The 15,826-nt window shown below is 45.6% G+C and carries 9 protein-coding genes and 2 pseudogenes; 6 read left to right on the forward strand and 5 right to left on the reverse strand.

The window, feature by feature from the left end; all coding sequences use genetic code 11:
• Window positions 1-74: 74 nt before the first annotated feature.
• Window positions 75-518 (forward strand): HIT family protein, encoded by a 444-nt coding sequence (locus tag ACFE0K_RS01140; protein ID WP_434534309.1) that lies wholly within the window; start codon window positions 75-77, stop codon window positions 516-518.
• An 82-nt stretch (window positions 519-600) separates the two neighbouring features.
• On the opposite strand, the gene ACFE0K_RS01145 is transcribed toward ACFE0K_RS01140, so the two are convergent.
• The 4 genes and pseudogenes from ACFE0K_RS01145 to dndB all read right to left on the reverse strand — a co-directional run bounded on the left by ACFE0K_RS01145 (window position 601) and on the right by dndB (window position 5,573).
• Window positions 601-966: a DndE family protein gene (locus ACFE0K_RS01145; protein ID WP_434534310.1), complete on the reverse strand. Its 366-nt coding sequence runs from the start codon at window positions 964-966 to the stop codon at window positions 601-603.
• Between the two features lie 5 nt (window positions 967-971).
• Window positions 972-2,963 carry a DNA sulfur modification protein DndD gene (dndD, locus tag ACFE0K_RS01150; RefSeq protein ID WP_434534311.1) on the reverse strand — a complete coding sequence of 664 codons (1,992 nt, stop codon included), beginning with the start codon at window positions 2,961-2,963 and terminating at the stop codon, window positions 972-974.
• Window positions 2,963-4,528: a DNA phosphorothioation system sulfurtransferase DndC gene (gene dndC, locus ACFE0K_RS01155; protein ID WP_434534312.1), complete on the reverse strand. Its 1,566-nt coding sequence runs from the start codon at window positions 4,526-4,528 to the stop codon at window positions 2,963-2,965. The genes dndD and dndC overlap by 1 nt, the downstream gene beginning before the upstream one ends.
• Window positions 4,479-5,573: pseudogene (dndB, locus tag ACFE0K_RS01160) on the reverse strand (DNA sulfur modification protein DndB). The gene dndC and the pseudogene dndB overlap by 50 nt, the downstream one beginning before the upstream one ends.
• Before the next feature lie 309 nt (window positions 5,574-5,882).
• Here dndB and dptF point away from each other — a divergent pair.
• From dptF to ACFE0K_RS01185, 5 genes and pseudogenes are all read left to right on the forward strand, one after another.
• Window positions 5,883-7,454, forward strand: coding sequence for a DNA phosphorothioation-dependent restriction protein DptF (dptF, locus tag ACFE0K_RS01165; RefSeq protein WP_434534313.1), 1,572 nt, complete (start codon window positions 5,883-5,885; stop codon window positions 7,452-7,454).
• A complete protein-coding gene (gene dptG / locus ACFE0K_RS01170; RefSeq protein WP_434534314.1) occupies window positions 7,451-8,797 on the forward strand; it encodes a DNA phosphorothioation-dependent restriction protein DptG in 1,347 nt (448 codons plus the stop codon). The genes dptF and dptG overlap by 4 nt, the downstream gene beginning before the upstream one ends.
• The gene (gene dptH, locus ACFE0K_RS01175; protein ID WP_434534315.1) at window positions 8,778-13,910 is read left to right on the forward strand and encodes a DNA phosphorothioation-dependent restriction protein DptH; all 5,133 of its coding nucleotides are present in this window, start codon (window positions 8,778-8,780) and stop codon (window positions 13,908-13,910) included. The genes dptG and dptH overlap by 20 nt, the downstream gene beginning before the upstream one ends.
• On the forward strand, window positions 13,903-15,027 hold the full coding sequence (locus ACFE0K_RS01180; RefSeq protein WP_434534316.1) for a PIN-like domain-containing protein: 1,125 nt from the start codon (window positions 13,903-13,905) through the stop codon (window positions 15,025-15,027). The genes dptH and ACFE0K_RS01180 overlap by 8 nt, the downstream gene beginning before the upstream one ends.
• Before the next feature lie 76 nt (window positions 15,028-15,103).
• Window positions 15,104-15,229, forward strand: a pseudogene (locus ACFE0K_RS01185) (transposase); the annotation flags it as partial.
• A gap of 215 nt (window positions 15,230-15,444) precedes the next feature.
• Here ACFE0K_RS01185 and ACFE0K_RS01190 read toward each other — a convergent pair.
• Complete coding sequence (locus tag ACFE0K_RS01190; protein ID WP_434534317.1) at window positions 15,445-15,813, reverse strand: hypothetical protein; 369 nt, start codon at window positions 15,811-15,813, stop codon at window positions 15,445-15,447.
• Between the last annotated feature and the right edge of the window lie 13 nt (window positions 15,814-15,826).

Below are 15,826 nucleotides of genomic sequence, written 5' to 3' on the forward strand. Positions count from 1 at the left end.
GCAGCAATGTACGACAAATAATGTAAGGGAAACCTCGTAGCGTTTATGTGGTGTGAGATGTGTAGCACATAAAAATGAATAGCTTTCAGGTAAGGAATACTTGGGCAAAGAAAAAGGGGAGTTTGATGCCGGATTGTCCATTTTGTGCTGTGCCAGTAGCTTTAGGAGATGGCACAGAAATAAATAACGAATTGGCCTATGTCCGAGAGGACAAATTCCCCGTTTCTCCAGGTCATTTATTGATCATTCCCAAAAGACATACCAACGATTGGTTCAGCCTGACGGATCAGGAGCAGGCCGCAATTAACCATCTGATCAATCAGGCCAAAACCTACCTGGATAAACACTACGCTCCGGCGGGGTACAACATCGGTATGAACTGCGGCGAAGCTGCGGGGCAGACCGTGCCGCATATGCACTGCCATCTGATTCCTCGCTATGACGGCGATGTGAACGACCCGAGAGGCGGTGTGCGGTGGGTCAAAGCGGACAGGGCGGATTACTGGAGCGAACTATAAGCTCTCAACAGTATCTGGATCTGATCCTGCCAGGTGCACTAGAGCGGCACCTGGCAAGTGTCCCTGTGTTCACTCTGGTGATTTAAGCGGCAGTGCTATCAAAAACCGATTTCAAATCGGAGAACTTCTTCAGATGCCCAAGCTTGTGTAGACCGTTGTCGATTAATGACCGAATCACTGCCTGAATATCTGCATCCACACTCTGTTCGTGGAGGAATTGCCGAATCATGGCTTCATAAGTCCGGTCGTGCTCACCAAACAGAACGTCTCGGTTAATTGTGTGCGTTTGCTCAGGCTTTGAAGTGTTGATTGTAGCCGTGCGGATGTCCCGTAACGCCATACAAATTGCAACTCGTGCGGTAATGTTAGGCGTTATTCGCGTCTGGGTTTGCAGGTATTGCAGGCGGTCCCAGGTCTTTTTGCCTAACTGAATTCTGGTTGGGAGCATAGCTATTATCCCGCTTTCTTGGTTTGCCAGAAGTAGCCTTCGAACGCCTTGGTGGCACCGGCTTTGGAATCGTATTCAAGCTTATAGGCCCTTGATATTTCAGGTGAGAGGGCTTTATAGAATGATTCGTCGACTTCCGTATCCGTTGATAGAATCACCATTTGGTGGCTCGCACTGGGGAAATAGCCATCAATCAGCTTTCCTCTGTGTTTTGAATCAAGCCTGCCAAGAGGCGTATCAACAATCATTGGCAATTGCCGTCCTGACGTCTTCGCCAAAGCCTCGAGAATGGATATAGCGAAGATCTGCTTTTCCCCCGCGGAAAGTTCATCTTTGGCAGCTTGAAGCCCATCAGCGGTAATCAGATGTACGTTAAAGGTCTCCGGGTCAACCTTGATATGGAGATTTAGGTCATCTTTGCGAGCAAGCCTAGAGAAGCATTCCGTGAACTGCTTTTCCAAGTCCTTTATTTTCTCTTTTGCGGTGCGGTCTACGAACTCTGAAAGTAGCTCATTCGCGTTGCCGATGTAATCCAGAACACGATGTTGATCGCTAGAGCGGGCAGCCTCCACATATAGTTTGTCCAGACGCCGCGCTGTCTCTACAGCCTTGCCGGCTTCCTCCCGAGCTTGAGCTCGAAAACTCTCAAGTTGAGCATCCACACCACCAAGTTCTCTCTGAGCCAGCTGGAGATTTTCGAAGTCTGTCTGGATCAGGCTGTCATCTGGAGCCCTGGCTAACGCTGCCCCGAGCTCATCAAGTTGTTGCTCGATATTCTCAAGATCAGAAAACAGCTTCCGCATCTGGGCCGCCTGGTCAGCACCCTGACGAAGGCTGGAATGAATCAGGCTGGCTTGTGCCGGCGTCATGTCGTGCATGGGTTCCGATTGCGCGGAATTCGCTTCTTCCAAAAGCATGGAAAATGCAGCATCGACTTTTTTTAGAGCCTCAGTCTCAATTTTTCCTTTTAGCGTTTTTTTCAAGCTCTTTCGGTAGGCGGCCCCGTTCTCAATCGCCTGTTTTTTTGAAAGTGTCTCAAGGTCGCTCTCTATTTGTTTTTCAAGTCTCGCTGTAAACACATCGCTAAGCGCCAGCGGCGCGGCGTCGCCAAGATATAAAAGGATGCTCGCAGTGATATCTTGACGTTTATTATTAAGAAAATCGATTTTCTCCTCGATGTCTTTCCTAGATACTGAAAAGTGACCACCTCGGTCTTCCAATATTTTCTGTATCTGCTTTTCCTGCAGTGCTACCTCTGAACGTTTTGCTCCGAGAGAAGAAATTTCATTTCTTAGCTCTTCAATCCTGTTCCGGTGCCCGTCAAGGGCTTTCTGTTCGTCTTTTATCTTATTCTCAATCTCTTTTTTGGAGGATTTTCGAGCTATATTCCGGTTGAGTACAGTCAAATCACCCGAAAGCCGCTCTACCACGTCCAATCCCAGTAGTTTTTTAATTGACTTTTCAAGGGAACGACCGCCTGTGTCATCGGCGAGTTCTGCAATCTTTTCGCCGTCAAAGAAAAACAGATCTGATACGCCAATCGGAATTAGCTCATTGAGAAAATTCTGGGCTTGCTCGTAACTAAGACCCTTAATTGGTTTTCCGTTTTCGGATATCTGAAGACTTTCTTTTACGCTTTTTGCGGTGCTACGCCATGTGCGACGAACATGGAATTCGCTATCGACACCAAGTTTCGCGTAAGAAAATGAAAGCTCGACTGCAGCCTCGTTACCAGAGCGGCCTGTACTTCGATTGCGGTGAATCGAGTCTTTCAGGTACTCCTCGTACTTTATATGGGATACAGAAGGCCCGAGTGAGGCCCGGCCGTATAGAGCAAGACGCACACCAGACAGGATGCTGGTTTTTCCAGCGCCATTCAGACCGCCAAATAATATGATTGGACGGGTTCTACCGTATCTTCTGCGCGGCGCGAGATCAAAACGGTTTTCGCCTGAGTATACGCGGAAGTTGTTTAGAACCAGCTCTTTTATAAGCATTAGGACAAAAACTCAGAAAATTCTCTTTGGACTTCGTCTACATGGCTGCGACCAAGTTTGCGAAGTCCCTCGTTGCGCTCGTTGATCTCATCCAGTCCCTCCCAATCCTGTCGAAGGATGGATTCAAGCTGCTGGAGGATGCCTCTTCTCTTGCCGAGGCCGGACACCTCGAGCTCCGCTTCCAGTAGTTTTCTAATCAAAGCGGCCGGAATTTCATATCGTTTAGAAAGCTCTTCAAGAATCGCGCTGTCGGCCTTGGTAAAGGCACCTGCATCGTTTTCGATCCAGTCCAAGTCTTCGCCATAGATTTCTCGATAAATCCCAGGAAGTGCATCCTCCCAATCCGGTTCATTGGGGTCACGGAGCCACTCTTGCCGGATCACATGAAGTTCAGGTCGGGTAATTAGCTCGATTTCTCGGCCATTATCATTAATCGTTTTTTCGATCTCCAGAAGCTCACGCAAGAATTCTTTTCTGGTACTTAACCAATACGGACCGGGCACATGGCGCACTTCCTGGATTGTGTCATCCTTAATGTCGCCGGTATTGTATGAGACTCGCCCGGTGCGTCTTTTGAAGTTTCTGTATTCCTTCGAATTTTCTGGTTGTCGGGACTGATAAAGCTTGTTTCGAAAATCAAGAAGCGGCCTCATCCAGTCAGCGCCGGATTCAATCAGGCCATGAAGCGCCTTGTCGTCCGTCACTACGGTGCAAGTCCAGCAGCCGAAGCGGCTATTTCCACAGGATGGTGTACTTTTATCGATAACAAGAGGGCACTCGCCTTGGTTTGAGCCTTTGTAAAGTTCTAGTAACTCACGATTGGTGCCACCCCATGGGCAGGAGGCACTCATTAAGTATTCCCAGACCTCGTCTGCCGACCAGCTTTCTATCGGCATATAGGTATAGGCATTGGGTAGCGAGCTGTGCCTGCTCAGTGCGGAGCCGTCAATCTTGTGCTTGGCAATCACCTGGGCCCGGGAGTTGCTTTCCTGGCTTCTGGAACCAAGAACTACGACGGCTTCACCAAATTTGGTTACTTTGTCGAGAATGAATTCACTGACCGGATCAATCTTCATCCGTTCGGTGCACCAGCGGAAGGTCTGATTTGGCGCAGGATACCCTTTCCCAATCAAATTAACCCAGAAAGTTTGGTCTGTCTTGGGAACAACAGGGTGGGCCGAAAAGGGGAGCTCCTCTTCTGTGGCAGCAGCATTAATCCGGTCCATTACCTGCTTGATCATATCCACCACGACAGGTGTTTCGACTAGGGTGTCGGACGAAACGACGTAGATATGCTTATGCCGCTTGGCCTTGGGAAGCTGTTGAATCGCAATATAAACCAGTGACAAGACACAAGTGGAATCCTTGCCTCCACTGAATCCAATAATCCATGGGCGATCGTCAGTGCGTAGATAGACTGGATTTCTCTCACGAGATCCGCCAGCGGGCGGTTCCCAAGGGAGAGTTCCTTGATCATGTCTAGGTGTGTTGGGTAAAGAAACTGTTCCTCGGAGCTCATTTCTTGAGCGACTCCTCGTATTCCTGTTCTGTGGGCGTGAGTGCAATACCCAGCTGCTGTTTGATGTAGTTACCCGTTAGTATGACGCTTGCGCGGGCTTTGCTGATGCGGCCATGGTGCATGGCTCTGCCTTCCCAAGCATTATTGGCACGAGCCCAGTCGATCTTGCTTAGGCCTTTAAGGGCGGTTGCCCAATGTTTCTTGGGGCGAACTAGGAGATCGGAACCAATGTTGCCCATGGCTTGAAGCATAACGCCGTGGGAATGTATATATTGTTCCCGAAGTTCCGACGTCGAAGTCTTCTTTTCTAAAGCAAGCTGCCAATCTGGCATGTTGGCCGCAACTTCATTCCAGTATGCTGAGGCCAGGGCTGTCTCAATGTCGTCTATCTGGTCGCCCTTTCCTTTAGACAGGAGAGACTTGGAAGCGTTTTTAATAGCGCTAAGTGTGAAAAGCTTGGTGCTACGATTTGAAATGCTTGATTTTTCCATCTCTGTTAGTCGGGAGAAGGCTTTAACGTCCTTGACCATTATTCGGGCAAGCTCAGAAAGAGTGTCACGACGGTCATAAAGCGTGCTAATAGAATCGCTGGGACGAACAGAATGTTTATTGAGATCGGCAAACATCTGTTGGCTGCGTTCTAGTCCTTCATCAATGAAAAATAAAACAGGGATATTGTCATACCCTAGCTCAGGGTTTTCTTGTATGGCATATTCGATTGCGGCACGTCTATGCTGTCCGTCATTGATTTAAATCTGAGCGTCCATAGGTATTGATAGCATGCCTAAGTTTTGCCCTAGACCAGTATCCGATGAGGGCTCAAAGCTGACCTGTCCATTAACGGATGCTGTAATTGCTGACAACGTGTAATCTCTAAGGTTTTCAGTAAGATATGTTGATATCTCTGGGATCCTAGATCTATTTAACGTCCGCTGAGCGCGTAGCTCGGGAGGGACTTCTGCTTCATCGAACACGAAAATTTTGGGGACTAGGCGCATAGGGCACATAGCGACATAGCAGGGACGCCCTGCCTGAACTCCACGAGCGGCAGGAAATGTGTGTGAAAAATCCAAGTTCATTGAGCGTACCATACGAAGGATGGAAGTCAAAATATACAGGAAGTTAAATTTTATTTCAATAAACGTCCACTACGGGCCTGGAGCTTTCAGATTCAAGACGAGATGGAGAGGCTGACACAAAATAAGAGGGCTATGTGCTGTTACTTAATTTCCTGTCAGCCAAAACATAGGCTTTGTTGCTTAAGCTTCAGGCCTGGATGAGCATCCACCAACACACTAGGTGTTCTTGTGGTACGTGACATGGCTGAGTTCAAAATAAAAATGAGAGCGAGCGGCTTAACAAGTGTGTAGTGCCTATATGGCAGTCATCAAGGACGGTTTATGAATTTTCAAGATCTTGTGGGAATCTTGGCTAGATCCTCTGCGCAAGCGGTATCAACCCTAAAAAAATCATCAGACGAAATAGAACGGCTTCGGTCATATTTGTATGTAGAAACAGATATTGAAAAGCAATTTATTGAAGCTCTAGGATCTAAATTATCTCCAAATAGCATCCTTTTTCTCTGCGGATCAAGCGGAGATGGAAAGTCCGAAATCCTCCGGCGTCACTACGAAAAATATTCAAACCAATATCGGTTTCATCTTGATGCTACCCATAGTTTCAAGCCTGACCAAAATGCGGTAGATGCGCTTAATCAGCTTTTTGACGAGCATGAGGTATCTGATAAACCGCTGATTGTGGGCATTAACATTGGGATGATGTTCAACTTTCAGAATGCTGGCGCAGATCGTCATGTGGGAATCAAAAAGGCTATTGGCCGGTTTATTAAAGGTGAAAGGGTTTTTGGTGGCTATCACTTTCTGAGTTTTGAGGATTATCCAAAATTCAGTTTGAAAGAAGGTCAGGTCGGGTCGAATTTTATTTCTGAGATTCTTGCCAAAGTGGCGGCTAGGGAAAAGGACAACCCTTTATATTTAGCCTATTTGAGTGATGAGCAAGATCATCAGCGTATCGAATACCAGAATTATCGGATACTACAGGAAGAAAGTGTTCAAAAAGTAATAGTGAAAGCGTTGCTTTATGTTCGATTAAAATATGATCAATTCTTTTCTGCCCGCGCCATTCTTGACTTTGTTCATAATCTAATCATGGGGGATTCCATACTTTTTGATAACCTGTTCTCTTCAAACGCTGGCGGGCTATCAGAAAGTTTGTCAAATATTGACCCTTGTTTGCGGCGATCTCAGAAAATAGATGAATTCATTGTGCAGTGTTCACTTGGAATTGGTGATAAAGAGTTTGACGATTTCAAGGTTGAGTATCAGAACCGTTATGGCGCCAAGGAAATGTCGCCGAGTAGTTGGGTGCGGGCATTCTATGTTCTTCAGGGTGTGGATTTAGGTAATAATTATCACAAGAGATTCTCTTTGGACTTCGAGGATGTTTTGCTTGAAGACTATATTAATATCTGGCAGTTACATTATTCGTTGTCGGATAAGAAGAAGCTGAGAGATTTTTACAATAAAACTCTAATCGCAAGTCTTGTCAGGTTTGCGAATAGGCTAGTCCCAAATCTGGTAGGTGACGGATTTTACATTGCTGAGCGTAACGGTGTGACGATATCGGCAAAAGTTGGTATCGGTATGGACTCAAAGGCGCTCGGGGAATTTGATTCTGGTCAGATACATAGTTTTAAAGTTGCCATTAAAGTTGACGATCAATCTGTAGAACCATTTCCAATTACTGTCTCCTTTCTGGAGCTGACAGAGCGAATCCTCGCGGGTTATAGACCTAATAGGCACGATAAGAACACAGTGGTTATTCTTGAGGAGGTTGTTGAGGAAATAACACGAATAGCTTCAAAAAATGAAACTTTATATTTTCATAGGGAAGACGGTGATTGGTCTCTTCGACTTGAGGACGATGAGTTTGTAGTGGAGGCCAGCCAATGAGTTTGATAAAAAATTTGCAAAATGTAGCTTCTGTAGCGATTAAAGACCGAAATTTCGTGAATCACTTCCTCACGTTTCGCCAGCAACGTGGAGAAAGCATTAGCGACCCTGATGTTATGGCGATTGCGGGTGAGTTGCTGTCTGTCGCTTGGCGCAAAGAGTTAAAGAAAGGGGTCTCGCTTGGTAAGTATGCCGAGAAGAGCATGGAGAGATTATCGAAAAAGATCGCGGATGAAGAGTTTGAAACCCTTTTGCAGCATATGTACTTCGATAGTGATGCGAAGGGCCTCTTCCAGGTCTCGCCCGAATTCATGTTATTCAAGGCGGGTAGTGCATCAGCTGGCAATACCCGGCATGTCGGTACGGTACTGGGGAATATGCTCCTTTCTAGATCCGAAGTAACGCCGAAGTCTCCTGAAAACCTAAACTTTCTTGAGGCGGAATTGATCGTGGAATTCGAATCGTGTGTTTGCGAGCTCCCTTCATCGGATGCAACAGAAGACTATCTTCCTTTCATGGGCGAAGTTTTCGCTGAAGACATATCGCTGCTGTGTCAATACCCTGAGTACATGATGCAGAATTTGAAGTCTTTTGTGGGATTGTACAATTTTCTATATAGCTCACAGTTGGCGATGAATCTTCGTGGCTGGCGTACTGAGCCAACCAGCAAGCCACTTTATTTCATCATGGATACTGAGCGAGCCAGTAGTGAGCGTACCTATGTTCGTGAGGCTTTGAGCTCTCTGGTCGATTATGTACACGACCTTTTTCCAGTTTTATCTGCGCTGGAGTACCTAAATCAACCTGATAATAAAGAAGCTACTCGGTATCCGTTATGGAAACATTATCAGTATGTTGAGGGGGTGCCGGAGAAAGAGAAGAGTGAACTTCAAAGGGGATTAACGTCTTTTCTTGAACGCTATCGTGCGACTCGGGGGCGGAAACCTTGGAGTGGAGAACTAAGCACACCGGAAGATGTATTCAAGGCTATAGTCTCAACAGCAAATGAAATATTTAGCCAGCCACGTTCTAGTCAATTGACGGTAAACAGAAAAGTAGTTGCATCTTTCGAAACTGAAGTAGCTCGTCATTTTATCCAAAACCGTAAACGTGGTGGACGAGTCCTGATTATGAATCAGGACTACCTGTTATTGCTGACGAATTTGGCAGTGGGAAACAAAGAAAAGCTTCAGTATCAGCAGTTAATTGAAGAGTTTAAGCGTCGAGGGGTTTGGTTTGATCAGCAGTCTCAGCAAGCGTTAATAGAATTTTACGAACGAGTAGGGAATCTTGAGCGGATGAGCGACAGTGGGGATGCAGTATATGTCCGAAAAACAATTTGAAGGTTTTCTTGTAAGTCACCTAAAAACTTGGTTGGCGGAAAGGATCAAGCCAGGTGATCGCTTTCAGTTTCGTTCAACAGACCCTGAGAACACCGTGCGCTTATTGGCAGCATTGCGAGATGCTGCCGATGGTTTTGTCCAAGACGAAGAGACACTTCTTAGTTATCTGAACGTAAACGGCATTCAGGTGCTAATCGCTGGGCACGCAGAGGAAAAAATGGTAGAGGAAGGTTGCTATAGCGATAACTATTTGGCGAAACTCAGAGATGCTGTTGTAGATCATGAGAGAGCGCTAGTTATGGTACACAACAGTGCGCTCGATACTATTACGAACAGTACATTTGACCTGGCTCAACAAGGAGCTATTTGGTCAGTTTCCAAGATCAGAGACCTTCTTGAAGGCCTGATCGACGACAGTATGACCAACAGGCAAACGTCTAAGTGCCTTCTCGATTTGCAAGCCAAAATTGTCGCGTCCGATGGTGCCAGTATTTTCGGATATAGAAGCCTTTACGAATCAATGATTGACGGTGATCTTAGGTTTGATGAGCTAGGCTTGTTTAACGATCCGCATTTGACAAGTTCATGGGAAGGAGGGGCGACGCCCTCTAATCCACGACAGATAGAGCGTCGCTTAGAAGAAAATCGAAAACTCAGATCTGAAATTGAATTTGAGCTTGAGCATCACCCTACCGAGCTTGAAGATAGATTAAACAGGTTTGGTGAAAAGTTCATAAAGGATAACTTTATAAATAGTGAAGACTGGAAGAGTCTAACTTATGATGAATTTGTCACAGAAATCCAAAAGCAGAAAAAACAAGCTTTAGAATTTGTCGATGTTGCTACTGCTAGCGGAAATATTCAGCGCCGGAGTAAGAAGGAAACCACAGCTGGACAGCGGGATCAGAACATTCTCTTAGAGGTTCCCGTAGATCATAATACCTTCCAGATGGATATTAAGTTCGCAGGTGCTAGAACTGAAAAGAGCGAGTTTGATATACAGCCTAAGAGGGTGGCTAAGCTCCTAGAGCTCAGCCACAAACCCCGTGGCAACAATACGACCCTCACAATTTCAGGTGAGCTGACACAGGAGCCGTTGTTCTTTTCCGTGAGGACAAGGCGAGAGATTTCCAGCGAGCAGTTCAAATTCCAATGCCTTGTGCTGCCGGCGGAGAAGTTCTACTTCGACGACATCATTAACAAGTATCTGATAAAAGCGACTGGTCGTGGCCAATCACTCATCATTCAGTCAGATGTTCAGGTATTGGAGGCTAATCCGAACTTAGATACGTCGGTCACATTAAACAATAATGATGAGATTATCGACGTTATTTCAGTAGGAAAGATCGATTATCAGCAGATCTACGATGAATCTGATGAGGTTCGATTTACTCTGAAAAGTGGGGAGACTGAACTTCCTGTTCAGATAGAGGGGGAATCAGCAAAGGAATCTCTTACACTACCGCTTCTTATGGATACAGGGCGCACCCGTCATATGTTTAATGACGATTACTATGGCGTATATAAAGAGACGAAGGGTGCTGTTGTCGTAGACAACCAAGAAGTTCAGCAGCTATTCCTGCGCAAGCAGTTACTTGATGCCGAGTGGGAAATCATTGCATCAGAATTAGTGTGTTGGGATGCTTCAAAAGAAAAAGGAGAGGAAGCGTCCCTTATGGAAGGCTTTGCTGAGCTAAAAAGCCTGTACCAAAGCTACATGGCGTTTCTTCACTACTTCAAAGCAGGTAAGCGTCGCACATTGCCTTCACTGGAAGGGTGGGGCCCTTCGCTGGTGAAGCTTGCCAAGAATTACGTGGCGGATTATCTCGAGTGTCTCGAATCAGTCGAGCGAGGTAAGACCTTATCGTCTTGTACTAAGTTTTTAATGAAGCTGGGTACCGCGAGTATTCGTGATACTGAAGAGGGTCTAGTTAAGAGCTTCCTGACGCCCTTTCATCCCCTGATTCTTTCTTACTATCTCTATCTCATAGAGAGCATAGAAGCAGACGGCGATGACCTAAGCTTTCGCGCTCTTCCCGACGTGACTCTTAAGCGTTTGAATGCCCGTGGTTTAATACCGCACCTGTTTGATATAGACCAGAAGTACAGCTATACACAAACAGTCGATGAAAATGCTTTCTGGCTCGAGATAGTGCCTCGTGAAGACAGTAGCTTTGATTACATAAGTAAATTAGTTAGACACAAAATCGAAGAATTTACCGAGACCTTTTCAAGGCTTTTCGATACCGTCTCCTCAGCGCCAATGCTGATTAATTCGGTTAATAATGCTGAGAATCATGAGTTATTTCGGGGCCTGCTGGCCTACTATATGGAGCATCTAGAAGAAGGTCGTTACATTCATGTAAACCTGTATGACGACGAAGAGATTGAAACAGAATTTGATATTTTCGCCGAGATGGCAACCTATGACGATATTAAGGATAGATACGGCCTCGACAAAGGTAAGGCCAAGCGGAATACCGACACTATTGTCGATGTCCTGCGTACCCGTCTGACCTTTAGTAAATTTCTAAATAGTAAAAACGAACATCAAGCATATGCGCACCTGACATTCTTTAAGAACAATCAAGTTGTGGATGCGCGGGATAACAACATTGATGAGCATCTTTCTGGCATTGCATGTGGTGGCTTATTGAATGGTGAATCATCCCGAAGCGAGAACGATGCTTACTTTACAGCGTTTGGTCTGAAGGGTGTTGATTGTACAGAAAGGCCGCACCTCAAAATTGCGCGCTTATTCGGGGCGATGTGGCGTCCTTCGCGCTTGAGTAGTGATTCCTATCACGAGCACTCGGCCATAAGCCTTGCTGTGAGTGACTCGGTTAAACGCCTGTTGGATAAGTCTTACGATAGCTCTGTCTGGGTCACGATCGTTGATCCGAAAGTGACTCTGGACTTCTTCGCTAAGACAGATGACGTCATACTGATTCATTATTCAGATCAATACACCAGTTCCGCTGGGTATGATGCCATTACAGTAACTAAGCAATCACAGCTGTATCGCAGTGTGCTTGGAGTGTCGGGTGAGAGCCTAATTCGTGAGTTCAACGCCTTCAACGGCGAGTGGCTCTTGCAAATGGTTAACGATCCTCACAAAGAGAAGCTCGGCAAAGAAGGTGTTATTGCTTCATACAAAGCTGTTTCTGCGATGTTGTCTAAGTCTGATATCTGCTGGGTACCCTTGTCCGTTGCCGAGATGATCAGGGTTGCGGGTAATATTGGTCTGGCAATGAGCGACTCAGATTTCTCCCGGCATAATTTCAGTATTAAACAGGGCGCGATTTCTGATGATGTTCTATTTGCCGGCTTTAAAGACGGCAAGCTATACCTGCTACCGGTGGAGTCTAAGGCCGGGGCGCGCCCGAATTTTGAAAAAGCCCGAAAGCAGGCTCGTGAGCTAAAAGCGTACATGGAGGAGTTGCTAGGTCAGAAAAATTTGGCGGGCCGCTTGTATCGTGGTTTGTTTATCCGCCAGGTCCTACTACAAGTGGAGAAGTATCAGCTCTATAAAGTATTCAGCGATGACTATTTTGACGCGCTGTTGTCCGCACGGGAAGAGTGGTTGGAAGGCACTTACGAATTAGCACAACTGAATAACTACCCTGCAGGGATCGTCGTTGCGCATCTGAATACAGATTCTTGTGTCACTGAACGCTACGAAGAGATCGACGGGGTTCTCGAAATTGATATCCCCATGAGTAAGCTCCCTGGCTTAGTGCATGAGCCATACGAGAAGCTGAAAGATGAGCTTCAGGCCGGTCGGCTGTTGGCTGTACCGGATAAGTATATTCTTGGTGATTCTGTTAGTGTTGTATCCATCGATCAAGGAAAACTGAAGGGGGCTGATAAACCTGAACCTAAAGTTTGGGTGAGTACTTCTTATTCTGAGCCAGATATTGAGTATCAGGAAGTGGGGGAGCCTTCATCTACAAATTCCGGATACGCATCTAATGGGCCAACAAAGCCTTTAGTTATTCAGTTTGGTGCGGATGTATCCAATAATCAACCGGTTCTTTGGGAACCTACGAATACCGAAAAGTTGTTTAATACAAACACCGGTATCATCGGCACCATGGGTACTGGAAAGACCCAGTTTACTAAGTCTGTGATTACTCAGTTGGTTCGTAATCAGCATAACAACGTTTGTGGTACTCCTATTGGCATTCTGATCTTCGATTACAAAGCTGATTACATTAAAGAAGATTTTGTTGATGCAACAGGAGCTAAGGTCTATGACCTTTACCATCTGCCGTTCAATCCACTAGCCATATTCGGAGATAGGCCGATGCTGCCAATGCATACGGCGAATCTCTTCAGAACAACTATGTCTAAAGCATTTGGATTGGGGGCTAAGCAGCAAAACAAAGCGCGAACTTTGGTAATGGATGCTTATGAAGCAGCAGGTATTCTGCCTCATGATAAGAGCACGTGGAGCAGGCTGCCGCCGACCCTTGCAGACGTGTGGGCAGAATTTCAGGCTCAGGAAAAAATTGAGCAGGACTCACTATATGCGGCTCTAGATGATCTGATTGGCTTTGAAATTTTTGAGCCAGATAGCAGTAAAACGAAGTCACTCTATGATTTGGTCGACGGCGTGACAGTAATCAATCTATCCGGATACGACCCGAGCATTCAGAATCTTGTGGTCGCTCTTACGCTCGATCTCTTCTATACCCAGATGCATCAACAGGGCAGCTCAAAGCTTGATGGAGATTATCGCCAAATATCCAAAATGATTCTCGTAGACGAAGCGGATAACTTTATGTCGCAAGACTTCGAGAGCTTAAAGAAGATTCTTAAAGAAGGTCGTGAGTTCGGAGTGGGGACGATTTTGTCGACGCAAGAATTGACACACTTCAAAACCGGAGATAATGACTACTCGACCCTGATTCTGTCTTGGGTGATTCATCAGGTGGCGAATATCAAGTCTCAGGAGATTAAAGCAATATTCAACACCCAGACGAAGAATGATGAAGAATACTTTATAGGACAAATCCGTAAGTTAGAGAAGCACCATAGCTTATCTGTGGATGGAAAAAAGAAAGTGTCCAAGATTAAAGATCTGGCGTTCTGGGAGATTGTCGATGGATAGAATTTTCCAAACCTATCGCGAGGATTATGGAAAAGATATTGATCTTAAGGATGGTTTTTCAGTTAGTTACGACACTAGTACGATACTAGATTTATATCGTCTTTCTGACAATTCTAGAGAAGAGGTTTTGAGTTTGTTTGAAAAGATTGAGCGCAGAGTTGGCCATTTTGTTACACATTATGTGGCCTTCGAGGTGAGCAAAAATAAGGAGATGGCTAAAAAAGATTCCGAGGTAAAAATTAACGATATTAAACAAAAGTTCTCGTCATTCAAGAAAAGCTTAAACGGAAATGCTAGAGCTGGTGGATATAGTACTCCTTTCGATGAGTTGTCAAAAGAGGTTAGAGAGTCGCTAGAAGAAATTCATAAATCAATTGAGGCAAAAACGAGTGATATAAAAAGAAACTCAAGTTTTAATTCACTGTATGGACGATTTTCAAAAATGTTTTCCGGGAAAGTGTCAAGCCCATTTTCTGGCGAGGATTTAAGAAAAATAATTGAAAATGGCGCTGTTAGGTATTCCTGCAAGATACCGCCCGGATTCGCTGATGATGCCAAATCCGACTTCGTTAATTTTTTTGGCGATCCAATTGAATCAAAATATGGCGATCTAATTATATGGGAGCACCTTATTTCCTGGGCGGCTAAAAATGAGAAAAATATAATATTTATTACGTCGGATCAAAAGGATGACTGGGTAGAGTCTAGGAAGATTCGTCCGGATCTGGCTGCTGAGTTCAATAAAAGAACGGGTTTTTCGATATATATCTTTACTCTGAGCGAGTTTGAAAATACCTACAAAAAATTTCTTGGATCTAAGCTTTCTGAATCATCTAAAACGGAGTTGGAAATTATTGAGGGGGAATACGAAAATTGGCTCAATGAGGTTGTTGGTGCATTTGAAGATCTTGGCGGGGAGGCTTCCCTAAGAGAGCTTTACGATTATATTAGCAAGAATACTATGAGGTCATTATCTGCCAAGTGGCACTCTACCGTAAGAAGAACTATTTATTATCACTCTTCTGATGTTGAGGCTTATCAAGGGAAAAGGGACATTTTTCAGCGTGTTGGCTCTGGACGGTCTGGAAAGTGGAAACTAAGAAATATACCTGATTGAAAATTTTCTGACCGGGTTTAGCCCTTATTACTGCCGACTCTTCTAAAAAGAGGCACACTGCGCCCAAGGAGTGTTTATGAGCAATCGAAAGAAGTATAGCCTCGAATTCAAGCGTGAAGCGGCAAAGCAGACTCCCCACCCCGGCGTGAGTTACCGCCAAATGGTGCTTGAGCTGGGCATCAACCCCAACCTTCTCTCTCGTTAGCGCAGAGAGGCGGATAGTGCCTCAATCCCGAGCTTCCAGGGCTCAGGCTCCCCCCCCTTGTGACGCAGAAATGGCTCGATGAAAGCTAGAGCTGGCATGGGTGAAGAAGGCCCGCTAGAGCCCCGATTTTGAGATTATTGTGGGGGGAAAGATGCTGTTTCATGTTTAATACTTTGCTTTTTCAAGTTTATAAAGCTTATCCAGAAACCAGCCTAACCACTTAGACAGCCACGGCTCGTCCTTGAGCCAGATGGGCATGGCCATGGGCTGAGCTCATCCATGAAATCCAGCGCGACCTGCTTGCGGATCACTCTTCTTTGTTGCTCCCACAATTCGCTGATTCGTTCCTGGTTGAGTTGTTGTCTGTCCACTAGTACCCGGGTGTTGATTTCGCCCACGGTTACCAGGCTGGGGATTTTGCTGAACACGAACTGGTTGCTGATCAGGTCCAGGAAGGGACCAGGCTTGCTGGTGGGCATGATGAAGATGAGTTGTAGCCCCAGGGTTTTGGTCAAGTAGTTGATGACACTCTTGGAGCGGCTTTCGTCCATGTGCATGAAGGCTTCGTCGACGATGACCATTAGTTAGTAGTTG

It is taken from the genome of Alcanivorax sp., assembly GCF_051117345.1.
Lineage (GTDB): Bacteria > Pseudomonadota > Gammaproteobacteria > Pseudomonadales > Alcanivoracaceae > Alcanivorax.